Source organism: Microbulbifer regidiadema (SeqCode) (assembly GCF_052467605.1).
Genome location: NZ_CP174316.1, coordinates 1,971,378 through 1,990,766 on the forward strand (window position 1 = coordinate 1,971,378; position 19,389 = coordinate 1,990,766).

The following is a 19,389-nucleotide window of genomic DNA, read 5'->3' on the forward strand; positions in this document are numbered from 1 at the left end:
ATACCAGGGAGTAATCAGTATTGAATACCCAGCTTCCGGTAAATAAACCCAATCACCCAGGCCGGCCCAATCAGCAAAAATTGTAAATCTTTAAAGAAAGAGGGCTTTTTGCCTTCGATATGATGGCCGATAAATTGGAATATCCACATAACGATAAACAGCGCCAGTGCCGTCTGCCAGATGGGCACCCCCAGGCGCTCCAATACCGACCAGGCCCACAAACACAGAATCGTTAGCCCCGTCATTCCCAGGGCGATGGGAAACGACATCACAAAATAAAACAGGAGAATCGGGATAGTGACCACTACCGCCCAATTCAACCAGGGGATCGCCCCCATAAACTCCGGCTGGGGAATTGCCCACAGGAGCCCGGCCACAGTGGCGTAAATAACTGGGACGGCAATCCAGTGAATGGATTTGTTAATCGGATTCTGATGACTCTCACCATACTCGGCAAACCACTGCTGGGCACTGCGCATGACAATCTCCTCTTTTCTTATATTGTTATTGTCAGAACACTAATAATCCCCAACCCATAGATATCAATCAATGGCTGAAAGCATCACTAGACCGGTAAAGCGTGGCTTTTAGCGCCTAACGTAGGCGTAGAGTTGGGACAGATAGAGGTCTGCCATCGGTTTATCAAAGCAGCAAAAAATCACCTGCTCAGGTGCGCCCTCCTTTTCCTGAAACTGCTGTACCTGCTCGACGGCAACTTCTACCGCGCGCTCTGGTGGATAATCGTAAACACCGCAGCTAATCGCCGGAAATGCGATTGAATGCATATTTTCACGCCGAGCCAGCGCCAGACATTGGCGGTAGCAGCAGGACAGCAATTCGGGCTCGCCCAAATTGCCACCGCGCCAAACCGGCCCAACCGTGTGGTAGATACGTTTTACGGGAATGGAATAAGCGCTTGTCGCGCGCACATCGCCAACCGGGCAGCCGCCCAAACTGCGGCAAGCCCTCTGTAGCTTGGGGCCCGCCGCGCGGTGTATGGCCCCATCGACACCGCCGCCTCCGAGGAGACGGCTGTTGGCAGCATTGACGATTACATCGACGTGCAATCGAGTGATATCACCCAGATGAACTATGATCACCCAGCATCTCCAACCGCTATTTGAATATTTGCTGCGGATGGAAATCCATTTCACTTCACAACAGTCGCACCTTTGCCAGAGGTGCGTCCCCAGCGCGGCTGGTGCGCCTCGACCCGAGCGCGCAGCTCGGGTTCAAGACCTGCCCTGCCCCCTCAACCAAGCAGCTTGCGGTGCTGTGAGGCAACGACTTCCGGGCACTTCGTCAGCGCGCTAACTAACACGATAGCAGCTGAAGAGAAAACAAAACCCGGCAGCAACTCATAAACATCGAAAATCCCCCCGGAGAGCTGCTCCCACACCACCACGGTAACGCCGCCAACGATAACCCCGGCAATAGCGCCACTGCCGGTCATGCGAGACCAGTACAAACTGATCAGCAGTGCCGGTCCGAAGGCGGCCCCCAGGCCCGCCCAGGCGTAGCTCACCACCTCCAGAACCTGGGATTCCGGGTCCATCGCAATCCACACGGCGACCAGCGACAGGGCTACCACCGCCCAGCGCCCCACTTTTACCATGGCCTCGGGGCTGGTCTCGCGGCCGAACCACACGTGGTAAATATCTTCCGCCAGCGCCGCCGAGGACACCAACAGCTGGGAGTCCGCCGTACTCATAATGGCGGACAGAATTGCCGCCAGCAGAACACCGGCAACCACCGGGTGGAACAGTACCTGTACCATTTCCATAAACACCGTTTCACCGTCCGGCAGGCTCTGCTGGATTTCCAGGTGCGCAAACAGGCCCACCGCCATAGCGCCCAAAAAGCCGAACAGAGACCACACTGCGGCAACCGTCGCCGCTGCGGGAATATCCTTGGGACTGCGCACCGCCATAAATCGCGCCAAAATATGCGGCTGGCCAAAGTAGCCCAACCCCCAGGCGAGGGAGCTGAGGATCGCCACCAGGCTCAGGGTTTGCCCGCTGTTATCGCTCATCCAGTGGGTCAGCTGGGGCATCTCGGCTTGCAGGCGACTCCAGCTGCTAGAAAATCCACCCTGGTCGGAAATAACTACTAAAGGCACCGCAATCAGCGCCGCACTCATCAGCAATCCCTGGAACACATCGGTCCAGGACACCGCCAAAAACCCGCCAAACAGAGTGTAAGAAATTACCGCAATCGCACCGATAATCACCGCCCAGCGGTAGTCCCAGCCAAAGACTGTTTCAAACAACTTGCCGCCGGCAATCAGACCCGAGGCCACATAAAAAAGGAAAAACAACAGGATGAATATTGCGCAGACTGTACGCAGGTAGGGGTGCCCCATTTTAAAGCGCCGATCCAGGTAGGCCGGTACTGTCAGTGAATCATCCAACTCATAGGTATAAATCCGCAGACGCCGCCCCATCGTCACCCAGCTCAAAACGATACCGGAGAGCAGACCAATCGCGATCCAGCCGGCGGAGAGCCCTGCTGCATAGGCCGCGCCGGGCAATCCCAGCAGTAGCCAGCCACTCATATCCGATGCACCGGCGGACAGCGCCGCCACCGCCGGCGGCAGAGAGCGGCCGCCGAGGAAATAGTCGCTGGCATTCTTGGTGCGCATATAAGCGTAAACACCAATAACAACAATCAAAGCCAGATAGGCAATAAAGGTAAGGGCGATCAGCCACTCGGCGGACATAGGGGGTTCCTTCTGATCAAAATGGAATGGCACTTGGCACGGTAATGACCTGTACCTTGCTGCTCAAATTTTCGACACAGCGAGCTGCGGGATGGGCGCCATGTGGAAATTGTTATGTTTATTGCGCGTAAATCTACTTATTAGGTGGCGCCGACTCAATCAGCAAACTACATATATGTTGAGCACACCTACAGAAAAAAGACAACACTATGGGCATTTGTCTGAATGAGCTCCGACTCCAGGTTATCCGTCCAACCCTCAAGCACTTGAGAGCCTGGAGCCAGAGCATGGAAAATCTTCTTCTGGGCACCGCCGCCCAGGAGTCGCAATTGGGCTTCCACCTCAAACAGGGGCGGCGCCACGGACTGGGTATTTACCAAATCCAACCGCACACCCACCGGGAAATCTGGGACCAATACCTGATCGATCACCCGGCCCTCGCCTCCAAGGTGCGAGGGCTGGCGAGCCAGCGGGACTTTCTCGACCACCCCCACAGCGAGCTGACCACCAACCTGCGCTATGCCACCGCCATTGCCTGGCTGATTTACAGGTCCGCTGGCGTACACAAGATCCTAGACGAGGAAACCTCAGACGTGGCCAATATGGCGCGCCTGTGGCACCAGCACTTTCACCATGGGCCCAGCGCCAGTACCCGGGATTTTGAATGCAGCTACGCGCAGCTGGTCAGCGGTGCCGACCCTACAGATTCAGCGCCTCAATATACTGGGGCGCGGATTCCTGAGCCTCCTCCGGCTCCCAAGAGTTCACCTGGCGCTGGATTGAATGGTCAGGACGCTCGACAGCCGACGGCGTAGAGCGGTCCAATTCCAAGCTCTCAAAATCGTAGAGATCCCTGTCCGCCAACTGTGACGGAGACACCCGGGTAATCGCGGCGAAAATATTTTCGCTGCGGCCGGGGAATTTTTTGTCCCACTCCCGCACCATCTGCTTGATCGCCTGGCGCTGTAGGTTTTCCTGGCTGCCGCACAGGTTGCAGGGAATGATCGGGAACTGTTTGTACTCGGCGTACTGGGCGATATCGTCCTCGCTGCAATAAGCCAGCGGGCGAATCACAATATTGCGGCCGTCATCGGCGCGCAGCTTGGGCGGCATCGCCTTGAGGCGCCCACCGTAGAACATATTCAGGAACAGGGTCTCGACGATATCGTCCTTGTGGTGGCCCAGAGCCACCTTGGTGGCACCGATTTCCTCGGCAAAGCCATACAGGGTACCCCGGCGCAGGCGGGAACAGAGCCCACAGGTGGTCTTGCCCTCAGGCACCACCTCCTTCACCACCGAGTAGGTATCCTTCTCGACAATATGGTGGGGCACGCCCAGGGACTGCAAGTATTCCGGCAGAATATGCTCGGGGAAGCCCGGCTGTTTCTGATCCATATTGACCGCCACCAGCTCAAAATTAACCGGCGCCGTCCTCTGCAAATTCAGCAGAACGTCCAGCATGGCGTAGGAATCCTTACCGCCGGACAAACAGACCATAATCTTGTCGCCCTCTTCAATCATATTGAAGTCGGCGATAGCGCGGCCCACATGGCGGCGCAGACGCTTTTGCAGCTTATTAAACTCGAGCCGCTCGCGGCGGTTTTCCAAATCGGGCATGGTGTCTCTCTAACTCATTCGCGACCAGTGGCCGGGCGCACAATCGCAGCTTAAAAACGATAGACAGGCTTTCCTGTTCCTGGGGGCGCGATTGTACGCATTTCGATCACGGAGTACACGACTCACCAGCCGCCTTCTCCCCCAACAGGGACTTCACACAGGGCCAGACATGCTCCAGCAGGGCCGGCTGGGCCTGGGCGGAGGGGTGGATACCATCGGATTGCATGGCGCCCCGCTCTAGCGCCACCGTCTCCAGCAGGAAGGGGACCAAACCGATATCCTCCGCCTCGGCCACCCTGGGAAAGACGGCGGCAAAAGCTTCAGTATAGGCGCGGCCGTAGTTGGGTGGGATACGCATCCCCAGCAGCAGGACCTCGGCTCCGGAGTCTTTGGCCAGCTTGACCATCTGCTGCAAATTGCGCTGCAAATTCTGCGGTGGATAGCCTCGCAGACCATCGTTGCCACCCAGCTCGACAATCAGCCACTGGGGCTTGTGCGCCTCCATCAGGCGCGGCAGGCGGGTCAAACCACCCGCCGAGGTCTCACCACTGATACTGGCATTCACCACCTTCACCGGGTGCCCCTGTTTCTCCAGGCGCGCCCGCAACAGGTTGACCCAGCCCAACTCCTCGTCCATACCGTAGGCTGCACTGATGCTGTCACCCAATACCAGCAGCGTGCCGGCCCTCTCGGCACTCAGTGCCAGATTGGGGATCGACAGCATCAACACCAAGCCGAACCGAGTCAGGAACTGCCGAAAAAAGGCGGTTGTCATGTCATACTCTCCAAAAATCTCGCGTATCCGCATAAGGGAATACAGTATGTCCGCCATTCTCACGGCAGAAAACCTCTATCACAAGGTCTCCACCAGCGAGGGACCACTGACCCTATTAAACAATATCTCCCTCGAAGTCGCCCGTGGCGAAAGCCTCGCCGTGACAGGGGCCTCCGGCTCCGGCAAATCCACTCTGCTCGGCCTGCTGGCGGGATTGGATAAACCCACCGAAGGCAAAATCTGGCTGGCGGGAGACGAGATTACCGCTATGGATGAGGAGCAGCGCGCAGCGGTGCGCGCCCGCTGCGTGGGCTTTGTGTTCCAGACCTTCCAGCTGCTGCCCGGCCTCACCGCCCGGGAAAATGTAATGCTGCCGAGCGAACTGCGCGGCGAGCGGGGCGCCGCCAAGCGGGCGCAGGAGTTCCTCGCCCGAGTGGGCCTGGAGCAGCGACTGCATCACTACCCGCGCCAGTTGTCCGGCGGCGAGCAACAGCGAGTCGCTATCGCCCGGGCCTTCGCCAGCTTTAGCAGCACAGAGGCCATCCTCTTTGCCGATGAGCCCACCGGCAGTCTCGACGCTGGCAATGGCGCCAAAATTATCGACCTGCTGTTTAAGCTCAACGAGGAGTCCGATACCACCTTGGTACTGGTGACCCACGAACAGCGACTGGCGGAACGCTGTGCCTCCCACCTGCATATGTCGGCGGGCGCCGTAGATACCTATAGCCCCCTTATCGGCGGGGACAACCTGTCGGAGGTATCCGCCTGATGCTGCCACTCAGACTGCTGTTCAGAGACTGGCGCGGTGGCGAACTGGCACTGATTGCCTCGGCCCTGATTCTGGCGGTGACCTGTGTCACCGCTATCGCCCACTTCACCGACCGCCTCACTCGCGCCATGGAGCAGCAATCCCTCACCTTCCTGGCCGCAGAGCGAGTGCTGCGCAGCAGCAAGCCCGTGGATGCCGCCTGGCTGGAAGAAGCCGCCAACAAGGGCTTGGAGCAGGGCCGCATAATCCAGTTTTCCTCCATGATCTCCGCCAACGACCAGTTCCAGTTTGTCTCGGTAAAGGCGGTGGACAAAAGCTACCCGCTGGTGGGACAACTGGAAATTCGCAAATCGCCAGAGGGCCCCAACAAAGTGGCTCTACAGGGACCGCCCCCGGGGGAAGCCTGGGTGGAATCCCGCCTTTTGCCATTGATGGGCCTCCAACTGGGCGACGCTATCGCCCTTGGCGACACCCAGCTAACCGTATCGGCCCTGCTGGAGCGGGAGCCCGACCGGGGTACCAGTCTGTTTGATATGGGCGCGCGGCTGTTGGCCAATACCGCCGACCTGCCCGCCGCCGGTGTGATCCAGCCCGGCAGCCGGGTGCGCTATCGCTACCTGTTTGCCGGTGATGATCAGGCCCTGAAGGACTACTTCGACTGGCTCAAGCCCCAGCTGACCGAGCACCAGCGGATACTGGACCTGCGCAGTGGTCAGCCCCGCGTCGCCTCGGCCCTGGACAGGGCTGAATCCTTCCTGTTTCTCGCCGCCAGCCTGGCAGTGCTGCTCGCCAGTGTCGCCGTCGGCCTAGCGGCGCGGCGCTACGGATTGCGCCACGGCGCCTACGTAGCCGTAATGAAAAGCCTCGGTGCCGGGCGCAATAAAATCCTCGCGATCTACCTGGGGCAACTGGCCGCCCTGACACTGATTGCCACCACCATCGGACTGGCACTGGGCACCTTTATTCAGGTCCAAGCGGTCCACCTGATGGCCGGCTTCTTTCCGGTACAGCCCCCCGCCACCAGCTGGAGTCCGCTGCTGATCGGGCTCGCCACCGGCCTCGCCTGCGCCCTGGGCTTCGCCCTGCCGCCGCTGTTCCGCCTGGCCCGCACCGACCCGATGCAGACCCTGCGCCACGACTGGAGCAACCCGGACAGACGCGAGTGGCTGGGACTGATTCTCGGCCCCAGCGCCATGCTGCTGCTGATCTGGTGGCTCTCCGGCAACCTGCTTATGACCCTCGCCCTGTTTGCCGGCATGGTCCTACTGGTGGCCGGCAGCGCCCTGGCCAACCGAGGTCTGGTGCGCAGTAAGCTGGCCGCCCTGGGGGGCGCTTGGCGCATCGCTTTAGGTAGCCTGCAACGCCGCGCCGCCTTCAATACCCTGCTGATCGCCGCTTTTGGCACCGGCCTGCTGGCCATGTTGTCCCTGGTATTTGCCCGCACCGCCCTGGTGGATGAGTGGCACATGCAACTACCGGAAAAGGCCCCCAACCACTTCCTCCTGAATATCGCCCCCCACGATGTACCCGCGATGGAAAATATGCTGGCGCAGGGCGAGGTGAGCAGCACCGAGTTTTACCCCATGGTGCGCGGCCGCCTGGTGGCGATTAACGGCGTCTCGGTTAAAGAGATAAAGGATCGCCCCGGTGGCGTTCGCCGGGAGCTCAACCTGAGCTACACCGACACCCTGGCCCCGGATAACCGCATCCTGGAGGGCGAATGGTGGGACAAGACCAGCGAAGGCGTGTCGGTAGAAGTCGAGCTGGCAGCACAGCTGGATTTGTCCCTGGGGGACCAGTTGCGCTTCTCAATCGGCGGACTGGAAGTGGAAGCCCCGGTAGCCAGCTTCCGCTCGCTGGACTGGAACAGCATGCGCCCGAATTTCTATATGATCTTCGCACCGGGCAGTATCGATGATTTTCCCGCCACCTATATCACCAGTTTTTACCTGCCAGCGCAGGACAAGCTACTGGTCAACGACCTGGTGCGCGCCTTCCCCAGCGTCAGTGTGATAGAGCTGGATAAAATCATCCAGCGTATCCGCGACACCATTAACCAGGTTTCCTTTGCCATCGAATCGGTCATGGTACTGATGCTGGTAGCCGGGGTCCTGGTACTGATTGCTGGGGTGCGTGCCAGTATCGCCGAGCGATTGCAGGAGGCGGCAATTATCCGCACACTGGGAGGCCGCAGGCGCCTGCTGCTGCGCAGCCTGGTACTGGAATTTGGCCTGCTCGGCTTGACCGCCGGCCTGCTCGCCGCCATTGGCGCCGAAGCTACCCTGGCAGTACTGTCCTACTGGGTATTTAAACTGCCGGTGGTATTGCACCCGATGCTCTGGCTGGTGGGCCCCCTCACCGGCGCCATATTAGTTGGCAGCGCCGGTACCCTGGCCTGTTACCGTTCCGTCAGCCAGCCCCCGCTCAGAGTACTGCGGGAACTGGCCTAGCCGGCACTTGCCCGCTCACAAGAATAAAGATGTAGTGTTTATGGACCTGGATTTCGATCGCAAACATATTTGGCATCCCTACTCCTCCCTGATCGACCCGCCGCCGGTGTACCCGGTGGCGCGGGCCGAGGGAGTGCGGCTCTACCTGAAGGACGGGCGCGGCCTAATCGACGGCATGTCCTCCTGGTGGAGCGCCCTGCACGGCTACAATGTGCCCGAGTTAAACCGGGCCATGCGCGAGCAGATGGACAAGATGTCCCACGTGATGTTCGGGGGCCTCACCCACGAACCCGCAATCGAGCTGTGCAAGAAGCTGGTAGAAATCACCCCGCCGGGCCTCAACCGGGTATTTCTCGCCGACTCCGGTTCAGTGTCGGTGGAAGTGGCTATCAAGATGGCGCTCCAATACTGGCACTCCCAGGGCAAAGCGCAAAAGAGCCAACTGCTCGCCCTGCGCAACGGCTACCACGGCGACACTTTCGGCGCCATGGCCACCTGTGATCCCGTCACCGGCATGCACCACCTGTTTGCCGGACAGCTGAGCCAACACCTGTTTGCCCCCGCCCCCCAGGTGCCGTTTGGCCACAGCTGTAGTGACGGCGATATCGCCGAGCTGCGCCGGCAAGTAGAAGCGAACCGCGATCAACTGGCCGCGATTATTTTAGAGCCGATCGTCCAGGGCGCCGGCGGTATGCGTTTTTATTCCGCCGATTATTTACGCCGCGTACGTGAACTCTGTGACGAACACGAGCTGCTGCTTATCGCCGATGAAATTGCCACCGGCTTTGGCCGCAGCGGCAAACTGTTTGCCTGTGAACACGCCGATATCACCCCGGATATTCTCACTCTGGGCAAGGCCCTCACCGGCGGCACCATGACCCTCGCCGCCGCCCTCTGTACAGATAGAGTGGCCGAGGGTATTTGCCGGGGAGAGGCCGGTGTCTTTATGCACGGCCCCACATTTATGGGTAACCCCCTCGCCTGCGCCGTCGCCGATGCCAGTATCCAACTGCTACTCAGTGGCCCCTGGCAGGAGCGGGTAACGGCTATTGAGCAGCAGATGAGCGAGCAACTGGCCCCACTGAAATCCGCCGAGGGCGTTGCCGATGTCCGTACGCTCGGCGCCATTGGCGTGGTAGAGATGTGCGAGCCGGTCAATATGGCCAAGGTGCAGGAGGCCTTAATCGAACGCGGTGTGTGGCTGCGCCCGTTTGGCAAACTGGTCTACGCCATGCCGCCCTATGTCATTTCTGGAGAAGACCTTAGCCAATTAACTTCGGCAATGGTCAATGTTCTAGGAGAGATCCAATAGCGTCAGTACCAATTAATTTGTGAAGCCGGTCGCAATAATCCCGGAAAAATCAGCTCTTTCTGTAAAAACCAGCGGTATTGCTACAGAAAATAGTGGGTTACCTGATTACTTTTCTTAACACGGGGGTCGCCGCTTCCAGGCTAAAGACCTCCGTTTGCCCCTCCCGCACGCGCCTCTCTCAGATTCCATTTTCTTAATCCTTGCAAATTTCGATCAACTTGATCGCAATTTTTTCGAGAAGTGTTTTGAGCACCTAAAAATTCCTGTATCATAAATGTTAATGATAGTTATCCTCATTTGCGATAGCAGTCAAAATGACCACTGAGAGATGTTAGGCATTCACCTCGCCCGATCAATGCCTTACCAACCCTTAAAGTTTGGGCGTTAGAGAGGAAAAATGAGAACTTTAATTGCATTACTTTTTGCTGTTTCTTTTGCTGCCACTGCTCAAGCTAGCCCTGCTGCCGGAGAAAAGCCCATCCAGCACTTTAAAGTAGCGAAAGTTACTTCCTTGAAGGATGCGAGAAAGATTTTTGTTGAAACAACAGAAGAAATTAAGGGCAAGAAAAAGCTTAACCCTGCTGAACTTCACGAGATTCATGTCATCACCTACAGACTCGAAAAAAGTGTTGAGTATTTCTCTGAGAACCTGAAGGGTGAAAGGAAGCAGCTGGCAAAAGACATCGCCGTTGTTGTGGAGAACATCCACATTAACTCCGAAAACAACCGCCCAGAAAAAACCCGCAAGGATCTGAATCACTACTTTAAATTAGCAGAAAAGTTTGAAGCTGGATTCAAGCATCACTAATACAGATCACTCCCGAGCTTAACCTGTGGCTCTATTCGCAGAGTTTGACTCGACTGAAAGCGCTAACTATCAGTAGTTAGCGCTTTCATAGCAACACCACCCGCTCATAGCTACCCGCCACAATCCTGATCAGATCCTCAACGATTTCCACTGCCCATATTTCCTTCCCTTTTGATCCGCCTATAAATCTCCTCGCGGTGTACGGGCAGGGATTTGGGAGCAAGTATCCCCACCTTTACCTGATTCCCCTTAACTTCCAATACTGTGATTGAGACATTCGCTCCAATGCGTAAGTTTTCACCTGTGCGGCGTTTTAAGATCAACATATTTGTTTCCTATTGATACTCAAACCATGGATAGACCTTCCACAATGGGAAAGCTTGAATAGAAATGTTTTGAGTAACTACGAGGTGGTGCGCGAGAACGGTAGGCATAGAAAAAGAAAAGGCAGACGCAACGCCCCCAGGGCTTGGGGAATCTCTCCAAGCCGCTGATTGTGCTCCACTTTATTGAAGACGAGCGGGTTTCTAGCGTACTATGCATATAGCCATCTTGATACTTTCTCTATCAATTTGGTTAGCTGGCCCCAGGTGTTCCAGCACCTTGGGTCAGCGCCTTTTACTTATTCTTACTTCAATGCTTCGACTTAATACGTACTCCATATATCTACAGAAAAGATCTCTCCATAGATCAAAGTAACTTGCAGACTTTTAGGATATTACTGCGAGATTTAGGAACCTCTGAACAACCCAGTGATGCCTCTACTTACAGAGTGGTTTCAATAAGAGCGCAGCTTCACAGGAATGACTAGACCTTAGAAGAAATCTCAACACGGTGCATGAACCGTTATGGAAGCCCCTCAGATCAATCCTTGCAGACCACATCTGCTGAATTTCAACGCTTGCAAAGGTCTACGTCCATTCGCAGCGAACTGCGCCTAACATCTTTAGCCTTCAAGATCCGCAGAGATATTACAGAGTGATTCAGAGTGATTCAGAGGCACCCTGGATACCTTAACCACTCCCCAACTAATACCAGCCTGTAAAAGTTAGCGAGTGCTAGCTTAGGGATTTACGATCATATTGACCGTGATATTGGAGAACAAGAAGATAAACCCAAAAACAATCATGAAATCAATGGGTTACGGACTAGCGTTAAAATCGGGATAGTAGTCAAAGTGATCGTTTTTCCAGTTTGCACGGTCGTATCAGGATGCTTTAAGTCTATGGTTTTAAATAAAAATTTAGGCTTTGGTGTAGAAATTGATTCTGAGATAATAATCAGGATAATAGTGGTCAGAATGATTACTATATAGCTGTTAAGTGCAATCAGTAGTAAAGAGCATTGAAAGTTGAATAATTTAAGTACGTATAGCTTGCTGGTTTTTGCTCTGGTTGTCGGAGGCTCTCTTGCATCACAAGCGGGTGTAAATTCACAGCTTCGTGTGGCTCTTAATACCCCGATTCAAGCAGCATTTATCTCATTTTTAGTAGGAACAGTAATACTCGGCACAATCTCACTTTTTCAAAGTGAAACTTGGTTTACGAGAGCGTCAATTTCTGCTGTACCTTGGTGGGCTTGGCTCGGTGGTGTTTTTGGAGCTTTTAATATCGCAATGTCGGTATTTCTCGCTCCAAAGCTGGGAGCTTTGGTATTGGCCATCTCTATTGTTTGCGGACAAGTAATAGCATCACTTGTTCTCGATCATAATGGGTGGTTAGGGTACCCAAAGATTGAGTTGTCAATTTCTAGGGTATTTGGTGCGCTTCTCATCGTGGTGGGCGTACTATTGGTGGCACGGCGGTAGGCACTTAAATCGGGTAGCCGGTAGTTTCTAGCTACCGGCCCCCACACCACCCATCGTGCGGGTCCGCAATGGGCGGTTCCCTATCCGTAATGAATCTCTACCCAGCGGTCACGTAACGAAATCAAGCCCATCTTTTGGAAAAACTCATTGTTGAGCGCAATGTGAATACCTTCGGTCTTTGCATTTCGCCAGTAACTCTTACCGGACGATCCACAAGTGACAGCCAGTGATTCACTCACACCCATGCGTAGTAAGTTTCGGACTTTCGTTCTCACTTTACGCCAGTTTTTCCAGTAGCTCATTCTCAATCTTCGCCGTATCCAGCAGTCAAGATCGATACATTTTTGATAGCCTTGCGCTATACCAAAATAATTGATCCAACCACGGAGGAACACGGTAAGTTCTTTCAGTTTCTTTTCCATAGAAATACCACGGGATCGCCCTGTAATCTGGCGGATGCGGTATTTAAATTGGAGCAGGGACTTGTCATGCCAGACGAGCCTTGCACCGCGAAAAGAGAACCCCAAAAACTTACAGCGGCTGACAGGAACTACTTGGCTTTTGGCATCGTTAACTTTGAGCTTAAGCTTGCGCTCAACAAAGCGTTTAATACTCGCCATAACCCGTTCACCCGCGCGCTTAGAAGCAACAACAATCACAAAATCATCCGCATAGCGAACAAAATCATGTCGGCGTTTTTCCAGCTCTTTATCGAGCAGGTCGAGTACAATGTTGGAGAGCAGCGGCGATAAAGGGCCCCCTTGTGGCACCCCCTCATGACAGGCTTTCCAGCATCCATCTTCTACACTTCCTGCACGCAAGTAACTTGCGATCAACTTGAGTAAACGCTTATCGCTGATTCTTTGGCCAAGTAAACTCATGAGGAAGTCATGGTTGACCCGGTCGAAGAACTTAGATAAATCGACATCTACGGCTATTCGCTTCCCGCCTTCGATATACTTCTGTAGCTTTTTCACCGCATGATGCTGTGATCGCTTTGGGCGGAATCCATAGCTGAACTCCGAAAAGGTTTTATCGAAACTGGGGCCGATGATTTGGGCGATAGCCTGCTGAATAACACGATCAAAGATCGTAGGTATCCCGAGCCCACGCTGGCCACCATCTGGCTTGCGAATGTAGACGCGCCTGACGGGAAGCGGCTGGTAATGACCCTGTCGAATAGTCTCGATGAGGTCGTCGCCAACTGCCTTGAAGTGCTTCACAAAATTATCGACAGTAATCCCGTCAATGCCTGCGGCACCTTTGTTGCTTCGCACGTGTTTCCATGCAGCATTAAGATTTTCTTTGCTGAGGATGATTTCAAGCAGATTTTCATTTGAGTTGAGTGTCATGGCAGTGCGCTACGTCAATTTTATATCCGGCTGGCAACACATCGGTAGGCTAGCCCTGTCTTTTAACTCGTGGATTTTGGGTTCAGGCCTTCACCGTATCCAAGGTATTAATCTTGGCATTAGGCTACTATGCCGTCGGCTGACTTCTGTTCAATCACCTTGGCCATTACTGGCCGAGGCGCTGCTGTGTTCCACCAATTTTGTTTACCCCCGCGATGGTGGCTAGCGGGCTGGGCCTACTTATGAGTCAGCGGCCACGCTGGCAGCTTTACAGCAGCAGGTTGAACAGATCTCCCCAGATAAGAACGTGAACTTTCACTACACAACTGCATCATTTACTCTACCCGTTAGACCACATGGCTTCGGTATCCTTGGCTACCTCGCCTCCAGGCTAAGCCTTATATGATGTTTCTGTTCGTCAGCTCGTAGCTTTGCTAGCGGCTTCCTCCCCACAAGACCTCACGGTCTTGCCGTTGCCATTTGCTAGTAGTTAGCATTTAATGGAGACCATTAAACGGTGATCCTCCTACAGGGGACTTTCACCCCATTAGTTCACGCCCATGCTGGGCGTACCAAGCAGCGGCAGAGCGACAGCCAACGCTACGCACCTTTTGCGTTACTCGCTGTCGCTCAAACATTAACACAAAATGCGCTCCGCGCTGGCTGCGCCTGCGCTGGGCGTTATTGTGGCGGTCGATTTTTAGATGTTCTATAGCTGCTGCAAGCATCAATCTCTATCTGAGCACTTTTTTCTGAGAGTTTTCCTGAAATTTGGTACCGCAGTTTCGCTCCAGTGCCATCGTTTTAAGTCAGCAAGCCCTGCAAGCCAGCTACGCCATCATGGAGTGCCAATCAGATAGTTAACCGGTTGGGAAAGTATGGTATTTTTCCCTTTAAATTTATCGGGCAGTGGCCAGCCAAAGTTGGCTGGTAGAGAGCAAATAGGTGGTTCAGTGCGCGCCAGCCATAACCAGGCTAGTCAAGCTCGCCCAACCCCTTCGGGGCTGGGCTGGACAGCCTACGCGTTGCTTCGGCTGCCCTTGCTAGCGGCGTTAGAGTGCAAAAAAATAATCGAGGAGTGACTATTGTCAGAAGAAGAATCAAAAACCGAAGGAAATGTAGAAGCGACCATTAATGCTGTTACTGGTTTAGCCAAAGCTGTTCCAATTTATGAAGATGCCATACAGCCCGCAGCCCGAGAACTTGGGAAAACTTTGGGAACGGTAGCTAAAACGGTTAATATGGCTCTGGCCCCCGTTTCCGCTCTAGTTTGGGGGTACGACCAAATCAAAGATTTTGTTGATAATAAAGTAACTGAGAAGTTACAGAATGTCCCCAAAGAAAATGTCGTGACACCACCCCCTCACGTTGCAGGTCCTGCGTTAGAATCATTACGATATACGGGTTCTATTGAAGAACTGAAGGAGCTATACGCAAACTTATTAGCATCTTCAATGAATAGTAAAACTACTGAAAACGCACATCCAAGTTTTGTTGAAATTATTAAACAGCTTTCCTCGCATGAAGCAAAATTACTAACAGCATTCATAAATATAAGTCAGGAGCCGATAATAACAATACGCAATAATCGTGAAGACAACAGTGGCGGCCGAGATCAGCTTAAAAACTTTAGCCTTGTTGGCAATAGAATTGGGGTTCCTGATTTCACCAAGATTCCAAACTATTTCGACAACCTGTGTAGGCTTGGCTTGATTGAGATACCCGACAACTATGAATTGCTCGCTGAAGGTGCCTATAAAAATTTAGAAGAACACCCTATCGTTAACGCAATTTCCCAATCTATCGATAACGAGGCAGGGAGAAAGTCCGCCATTATCCGCACAGCAGTAAGGGTTACTGGCTTAGGGCGTCAATTTATAGATACTTGCGTACGTGATCACCGAAGCGGTGTGCGGTAGCACTCTAAATCGGGTAGCCGGTAGTTTCTAGCTACCGGCCCCCACACCACCCATCGTGCGGGTCCGCAATGGGCGGTTCCCTATCCGTAATGGATATCTACCCAGCGGTCACGTAACGAAATCAGGCCCTTCTTTTGGAAAAACTCATTGTTGAGCGCAATGTGAATACCTTCGGTCTTTGCATTTCGCCAGTAACTCTTACCGGACGATCCACAAGTGACAGCCAGTGATTCACTCACACCCATGCGTAGTAAGTTTCGGACTTTCGTTCTCACTTTACGCCAGTTTTTCCAGTAGCTCATTCTCAATCTTCGCCGTATCCAGCAGTCAAGATCGATACATTTTTGATAGCCTTGCGCTATACCAAAATAATTGATCCAACCACGGAGGAACACGGTAAGTTCTTTCAGTTTCTTTTCCATAGAAATACCACGGGATCGCCCTGTAATCTGGCGGATGCGGTATTTAAATTGGAGCAGGGACTTGTCATGCCAGACGAGCCTTGCACCGCGAAAAGAGAACCCCAAAAACTTACAGCGGCTGACAGGAACTACTTGGCTTTTAGTATCGTTAACTTTGAGCTTAAGCTTGCGCTCAACAAAGCGTTTAATACTTGCCATAACCCGTTCACCCGCGCGCTTAGAAGCAACAACAATCACAAAATCATCCGCATAGCGAACAAAATCATGTCGGCGTTTTTCCAGCTCTTTATCGAGCAGGTCGAGTACAATATTGGAGAGCAGCGGCGATAAAGGGCCCCCTTGTGGCACCCCCTCATGACAGGCTTTCCAGCATCCATCTTCTACACTTCCTGCACGCAAGTAACTTGCGATCAACTTGAGTAAACGCTTATCGCTGATTCTTTGGCCAAGTAAACTCATGAGGAAGTCATGGTTGACCCGGTCGAAGAACTTAGATAAATCGACATCTACGGCTATTCGCTTCCCGCCTTCGATATACTTCTGTAGCTTTTTCACCGCATGATGCTGTGATCGCTTTGGGCGGAATCCATAGCTGAACTCCGAAAAGGTTTTATCGAAACTGGGACCGATAATTTGGGCGATAGCCTGCTGAATAACACGATCAAAGATCGTAGGTATCCCGAGACCACGCTGGCCACCATCTGGCTTGCGAATGTAGACGCGCCTGACGGGAAGCGGCTGGTAATGACCCTGTCGAATAGTCTCGATGAGGTCGTCGCCAACTGCCTTGAAGTGCGGCACAAAATTATCGACAGTAATCCCGTCAATGCCTGCGGCACCTTTGTTGCTTCGCACGTGTTTCCATGCAGCATTAAGATTTTCTTTGCTGAGGATGGTTTCAAGCAGATTTTCATTTGAGTTGAGTGTCATGGCAGTGCGCTACGTCAATTTTATATCCGGCTGGCAACACATCGGTAGGCTAGCCCTGTCTTTTAACTCGTGGATTTTGGGTTCAGGCCTTCACCGTATCCAAGGTATTAATCTTGGCATTAGGCTACTATGCCGTCGGCTGACTTCTGTTCAATCACCTTGGCCATTACTGGCCGAGGCGCTGCTGTGTTCCCCCAATTTTGTTTACCCCCGCGATGGTGGCTAGCGGGCTGGGCCTACTTATGAGTCAGCGGCCACGCTGACAGCTTTACAGCAGCAGGTTGAACAGATCTCCCCAGATAAGAACGTGAACTTTCACTACACAACTGCATCATTTACTCTACCCGTTAGACCACATGGCTTCGGTATCCTTGGCTACCTCGCCTCCAGGCTAAGCCTTATATGATGTTTCTGTTCGTCAGCTTGTAGCTTTGCTAGCGGCTTCCTCCCCACAAGACCTCACGGTCTTGCAGTTGCCATTTGCTAGTAGTTAGCATTTAATGGAGACCATTAAACGGTGATCCTCCTACAGGGGACTTTCACCCCATTAGTTCACGCCCATGCTGGGCGTACCAATGCAAGGCAAAATCGCCAGCAAGCTGGCTGGACGCACTTCGTGCGCCTTTGCTTGCGGCGTTAAATTTCTAGGAGTTGTAATGAGATATTTAGTATTTTTCCTATTTGTTATGGTTTTGGCTGGTTGCAAGTCCAATCCTATTATTCCTGCGCCTATTGCGGCTCCGAATCAACAAATTACTCATAAGCCGTTAATTAAAGTCAATCCATACTACCCTAAGGACCTTCTCAGCCGTGGTGTGGAAGGGTGGGTTCTAATGGAAGTAACAGTCTCTGATCAAGGAAAGGTGATTTCATCAAAAGTAATAGATGCGAGTCCCGAATCTGGATTCAATCAAGCTGCACTAAGTGCCGTAAATAAATGGGTATACAAGCCTGGCTCTCTGACCCCAGATAATAAAACCAAAGCTCTAATTGAGTTTTGGATCTCCAGTTAGTCCGAAATTTAACAAAGCCAGGCAGGATGCTCCGGGCCTTTGGGCCCTCTGCGGGACAGCTTACCTTGTGCACTTTTTGCGCAGGTCGCTGCGCTCCCATTTTTGTGCAAAACGCGCACAAGGTAAGCTGCCTCTGCTGGCGGCGTTATTGTGGCGGTCGATTTTATTGATTTTTCGTAGTAACTGAAGCTTTAGTGCTACTAAATTGCAGCCGATATTGAGCCCTTTTTACTGGTTGCTATTCAAGCAGTTTCGTTCCTAGGGTATTTACTCAAGTGTGGTAGAGGTGGGCAGTCTGCTGCAATTTCGTGGAGTGCCAGTAAAATAGGAATTGGTTGGGGAAAGTGCGGTATTCTTTCCTCGTAAATATTGGGCAGCGGCCAGCCAAACTATGGCTGGCAAAGTGCTGGTAGTCGGTCCCGAGCGCGCCAACCATAACCAGGCTAGGCAAGCTCGCCCAACCCCTTCGGGGCTGGGCTGGACAGCCTACGCGTTGCTTCGGCTGCCCTTGCTAGCGGCGTTATACGTAGGCAATGAACGAAGAAACACTAAAATTTATTGAAGAGCGGCACCTTGTTTCGTATATGAACAAAACAAAGTGGCGAGAACTCGCTAATGCCATTACAAGTAACAGTGATTTCGAACCTCAAGTAAGGCTTAAATATCTACGAGACTTAGAGGCAATGCCTGGGTTTTCGCTGCTTGATTGGGAATGGGTTCGCTACGGTCAATCTAGCTGTATCGAGTGGATGGATATTGACCCATTCAAAAGAGAGCGAAGGGGCAACCTTTTGAGTGATAGAATTACTGACTTCAGTGGCTTTATAGCAACTGTTCTGAAAAAGTACAATATCCCATACTCCTTAGAAAATGGGTGTTACAGGGTATGGGGATATGCAGACCAGCAACCAGTTTTCGTATAACAAACGCAAGCACTCGGACCCGTTTTCCGCTGCGCTCAAAACGGCCCGGTGTTGCGGGCGTTATGTGTTTTAAGAAGGGACTGAGCTTTGTCAAAATATCAAATCCCCAGGTCAGCCGGAGAATTTGAGATTCTTGAATCTAAATCTGGTAATCCAATGATATGGAATCGGAAAAAAGGTAAAGGAAAGGTTATGATTCCATGCAGAGATCGTAATCATGCTGAAGAAATATTAGGGAAGTTAAAGGATCTCAAAAATGGAGGTGAACTATGGATTTAAAGCTTGAATTAGACGGTTCGGCGGGTACACATAACCAGTTGCTGTAGTACGTTCCGGCCACAAAAGACGTGGTCTCCACCGGACAGCCTGCACTGTGTTTCGGCTGCCGCTAAGCAAGGCGCTAAGTTTTATACACAAGTGAACCAGTGAAAATTACTACTCTGACAAGCTCTACAAGAGTATTGAGAGCTTCAACTCTATCTACTACAGGCAAGATCAGATACCTAAGTAGAGAGGGATACTGGTGATTGTTTAACCAATATGCGCTCTACTCCAGGGAAAGCGCTAGATTTA

The 19,389-nt window shown here is 52.9% G+C and carries 17 protein-coding genes; 9 read left to right on the forward strand and 8 right to left on the reverse strand.

Annotated features, from left to right (window positions below; genetic code table 11):
• Nucleotides 1-14: 14 nt before the first annotated feature.
• From ACJJIF_RS09250 to putP, 3 genes are all read right to left on the reverse strand, one after another.
• On the reverse strand, nucleotides 15-479 hold the full coding sequence (locus tag ACJJIF_RS09250) for an Mpo1 family 2-hydroxy fatty acid dioxygenase (protein WP_444931930.1): 465 nt from the start codon (nucleotides 477-479) through the stop codon (nucleotides 15-17).
• A gap of 108 nt (nucleotides 480-587) precedes the next feature.
• A complete protein-coding gene (locus ACJJIF_RS09255; protein ID WP_444931931.1) occupies nucleotides 588-1,100 on the reverse strand; it encodes a macro domain-containing protein in 513 nt (170 codons plus the stop codon).
• Nucleotides 1,101-1,252: 152 nt separating this feature from the next.
• Nucleotides 1,253-2,719 carry a sodium/proline symporter PutP gene (putP, locus tag ACJJIF_RS09260; RefSeq protein WP_444931932.1) on the reverse strand — a complete coding sequence of 489 codons (1,467 nt, stop codon included), beginning with the start codon at nucleotides 2,717-2,719 and terminating at the stop codon, nucleotides 1,253-1,255.
• 287 nt (nucleotides 2,720-3,006) lie between these two features.
• Between putP and ACJJIF_RS09265 the strand changes: the two genes are divergently transcribed.
• Nucleotides 3,007-3,534: a hypothetical protein gene (locus tag ACJJIF_RS09265; RefSeq protein ID WP_444931933.1), complete on the forward strand. Its 528-nt coding sequence runs from the start codon at nucleotides 3,007-3,009 to the stop codon at nucleotides 3,532-3,534.
• On the opposite strand, the gene ttcA is transcribed toward ACJJIF_RS09265, so the two are convergent.
• Both ttcA and ACJJIF_RS09275 read right to left on the reverse strand, forming a co-directional pair.
• A complete protein-coding gene (gene ttcA, locus ACJJIF_RS09270; RefSeq protein WP_444931934.1) occupies nucleotides 3,419-4,336 on the reverse strand; it encodes a tRNA 2-thiocytidine(32) synthetase TtcA in 918 nt (305 codons plus the stop codon). The genes ACJJIF_RS09265 and ttcA overlap by 116 nt on opposite strands.
• A 106-nt stretch (nucleotides 4,337-4,442) precedes the next feature.
• Entirely contained in the window at nucleotides 4,443-5,111 is a 669-nt protein-coding gene (locus ACJJIF_RS09275) for an arylesterase (RefSeq protein WP_444931935.1), read from the reverse strand.
• A 46-nt stretch (nucleotides 5,112-5,157) separates the two neighbouring features.
• On the opposite strand from ACJJIF_RS09275, the gene ACJJIF_RS09280 reads away from it, so the two are divergent.
• From ACJJIF_RS09280 to ACJJIF_RS09295, 4 genes are all read left to right on the forward strand, one after another.
• Nucleotides 5,158-5,880, forward strand: coding sequence for an ABC transporter ATP-binding protein (locus ACJJIF_RS09280; RefSeq protein ID WP_444931936.1), 723 nt, complete (start codon nucleotides 5,158-5,160; stop codon nucleotides 5,878-5,880).
• Nucleotides 5,880-8,330, forward strand: coding sequence for an ABC transporter permease (locus tag ACJJIF_RS09285; protein ID WP_444931937.1), 2,451 nt, complete (start codon nucleotides 5,880-5,882; stop codon nucleotides 8,328-8,330). Before ACJJIF_RS09280 ends, ACJJIF_RS09285 begins: the two co-directional genes overlap by 1 nt.
• Before the next feature lie 40 nt (nucleotides 8,331-8,370).
• Nucleotides 8,371-9,642, forward strand: a complete 1,272-nt coding sequence (bioA, locus tag ACJJIF_RS09290) for an adenosylmethionine--8-amino-7-oxononanoate transaminase (RefSeq protein ID WP_444931938.1) — start codon at nucleotides 8,371-8,373, stop codon at nucleotides 9,640-9,642.
• A gap of 397 nt (nucleotides 9,643-10,039) precedes the next feature.
• Nucleotides 10,040-10,450, forward strand: coding sequence for a DUF6746 family protein (locus tag ACJJIF_RS09295; RefSeq protein ID WP_444931939.1), 411 nt, complete (start codon nucleotides 10,040-10,042; stop codon nucleotides 10,448-10,450).
• 137 nt (nucleotides 10,451-10,587) lie between these two features.
• On the opposite strand, the gene csrA is transcribed toward ACJJIF_RS09295, so the two are convergent.
• Nucleotides 10,588-10,776 (reverse strand): carbon storage regulator CsrA, encoded by a 189-nt coding sequence (csrA, locus tag ACJJIF_RS09300; protein ID WP_299583554.1) that lies wholly within the window; start codon nucleotides 10,774-10,776, stop codon nucleotides 10,588-10,590.
• Nucleotides 10,777-11,801: 1,025 nt separating this feature from the next.
• Between csrA and ACJJIF_RS09305 the strand changes: the two genes are divergently transcribed.
• Nucleotides 11,802-12,257: a DMT family transporter gene (locus ACJJIF_RS09305; RefSeq protein ID WP_444931940.1), complete on the forward strand. Its 456-nt coding sequence runs from the start codon at nucleotides 11,802-11,804 to the stop codon at nucleotides 12,255-12,257.
• A gap of 80 nt (nucleotides 12,258-12,337) precedes the next feature.
• On the opposite strand, the gene ltrA (ACJJIF_RS09310) is transcribed toward ACJJIF_RS09305, so the two are convergent.
• A complete protein-coding gene (gene ltrA / locus ACJJIF_RS09310) occupies nucleotides 12,338-13,609 on the reverse strand; it encodes a group II intron reverse transcriptase/maturase (protein ID WP_444931380.1) in 1,272 nt (423 codons plus the stop codon).
• Between the two features lie 1,085 nt (nucleotides 13,610-14,694).
• Here ltrA (ACJJIF_RS09310) and ACJJIF_RS09315 point away from each other — a divergent pair.
• Nucleotides 14,695-15,528: a DUF4393 domain-containing protein gene (locus ACJJIF_RS09315; protein ID WP_444931941.1), complete on the forward strand. Its 834-nt coding sequence runs from the start codon at nucleotides 14,695-14,697 to the stop codon at nucleotides 15,526-15,528.
• An 80-nt stretch (nucleotides 15,529-15,608) separates the two neighbouring features.
• Here the strand turns inward: ACJJIF_RS09315 and ltrA (ACJJIF_RS09320) are convergent, their stop codons facing one another.
• Nucleotides 15,609-16,880, reverse strand: a complete 1,272-nt coding sequence (gene ltrA / locus ACJJIF_RS09320) for a group II intron reverse transcriptase/maturase (RefSeq protein WP_444931942.1) — start codon at nucleotides 16,878-16,880, stop codon at nucleotides 15,609-15,611.
• Between the two features lie 575 nt (nucleotides 16,881-17,455).
• Between ltrA (ACJJIF_RS09320) and ACJJIF_RS09325 the strand changes: the two genes are divergently transcribed.
• Entirely contained in the window at nucleotides 17,456-17,893 is a 438-nt protein-coding gene (locus ACJJIF_RS09325) for an energy transducer TonB (RefSeq protein WP_444931943.1), read from the forward strand.
• A 533-nt stretch (nucleotides 17,894-18,426) separates the two neighbouring features.
• A complete protein-coding gene (locus ACJJIF_RS09330; protein ID WP_413662489.1) occupies nucleotides 18,427-18,816 on the forward strand; it encodes a DUF6678 family protein in 390 nt (129 codons plus the stop codon).
• Nucleotides 18,817-19,389 lie beyond the last annotated feature (573 nt).

Bases quoted from the DNA above. Each gene is read 5' to 3' on its own strand.
- ACJJIF_RS09250 (WP_444931930.1), bottom strand. From the start codon at position 479: ATGCGCAGTGCCCAGCAGTGGTTTGCCGAGTATGGTGAGAGTCATCAG.
- putP (WP_444931932.1), bottom strand. From the start codon at position 2,719: ATGTCCGCCGAGTGGCTGATCGCCCTTACCTTTATTGCCTATCTGGCT.
- ACJJIF_RS09265 (WP_444931933.1), top strand. From the start codon at position 3,007: ATGGAAAATCTTCTTCTGGGCACCGCCGCCCAGGAGTCGCAATTGGGC.
- ttcA (WP_444931934.1), bottom strand. From the start codon at position 4,336: ATGCCCGATTTGGAAAACCGCCGCGAGCGGCTCGAGTTTAATAAGCTG.
- ACJJIF_RS09275 (WP_444931935.1), bottom strand. From the start codon at position 5,111: ATGACAACCGCCTTTTTTCGGCAGTTCCTGACTCGGTTCGGCTTGGTG.
- ACJJIF_RS09280 (WP_444931936.1), top strand. From the start codon at position 5,158: ATGTCCGCCATTCTCACGGCAGAAAACCTCTATCACAAGGTCTCCACC.
- ACJJIF_RS09285 (WP_444931937.1), top strand. From the start codon at position 5,880: ATGCTGCCACTCAGACTGCTGTTCAGAGACTGGCGCGGTGGCGAACTG.
- bioA (WP_444931938.1), top strand. From the start codon at position 8,371: ATGGACCTGGATTTCGATCGCAAACATATTTGGCATCCCTACTCCTCC.
- ACJJIF_RS09295 (WP_444931939.1), top strand. From the start codon at position 10,040: ATGAGAACTTTAATTGCATTACTTTTTGCTGTTTCTTTTGCTGCCACT.
- csrA (WP_299583554.1), bottom strand. From the start codon at position 10,776: ATGTTGATCTTAAAACGCCGCACAGGTGAAAACTTACGCATTGGAGCG.
- ltrA (WP_444931380.1), bottom strand. From the start codon at position 13,609: ATGACACTCAACTCAAATGAAAATCTGCTTGAAATCATCCTCAGCAAA.
- ltrA (WP_444931942.1), bottom strand. From the start codon at position 16,880: ATGACACTCAACTCAAATGAAAATCTGCTTGAAACCATCCTCAGCAAA.
- ACJJIF_RS09325 (WP_444931943.1), top strand. From the start codon at position 17,456: ATGCAAGGCAAAATCGCCAGCAAGCTGGCTGGACGCACTTCGTGCGCC.
- ACJJIF_RS09330 (WP_413662489.1), top strand. From the start codon at position 18,427: ATGAACGAAGAAACACTAAAATTTATTGAAGAGCGGCACCTTGTTTCG.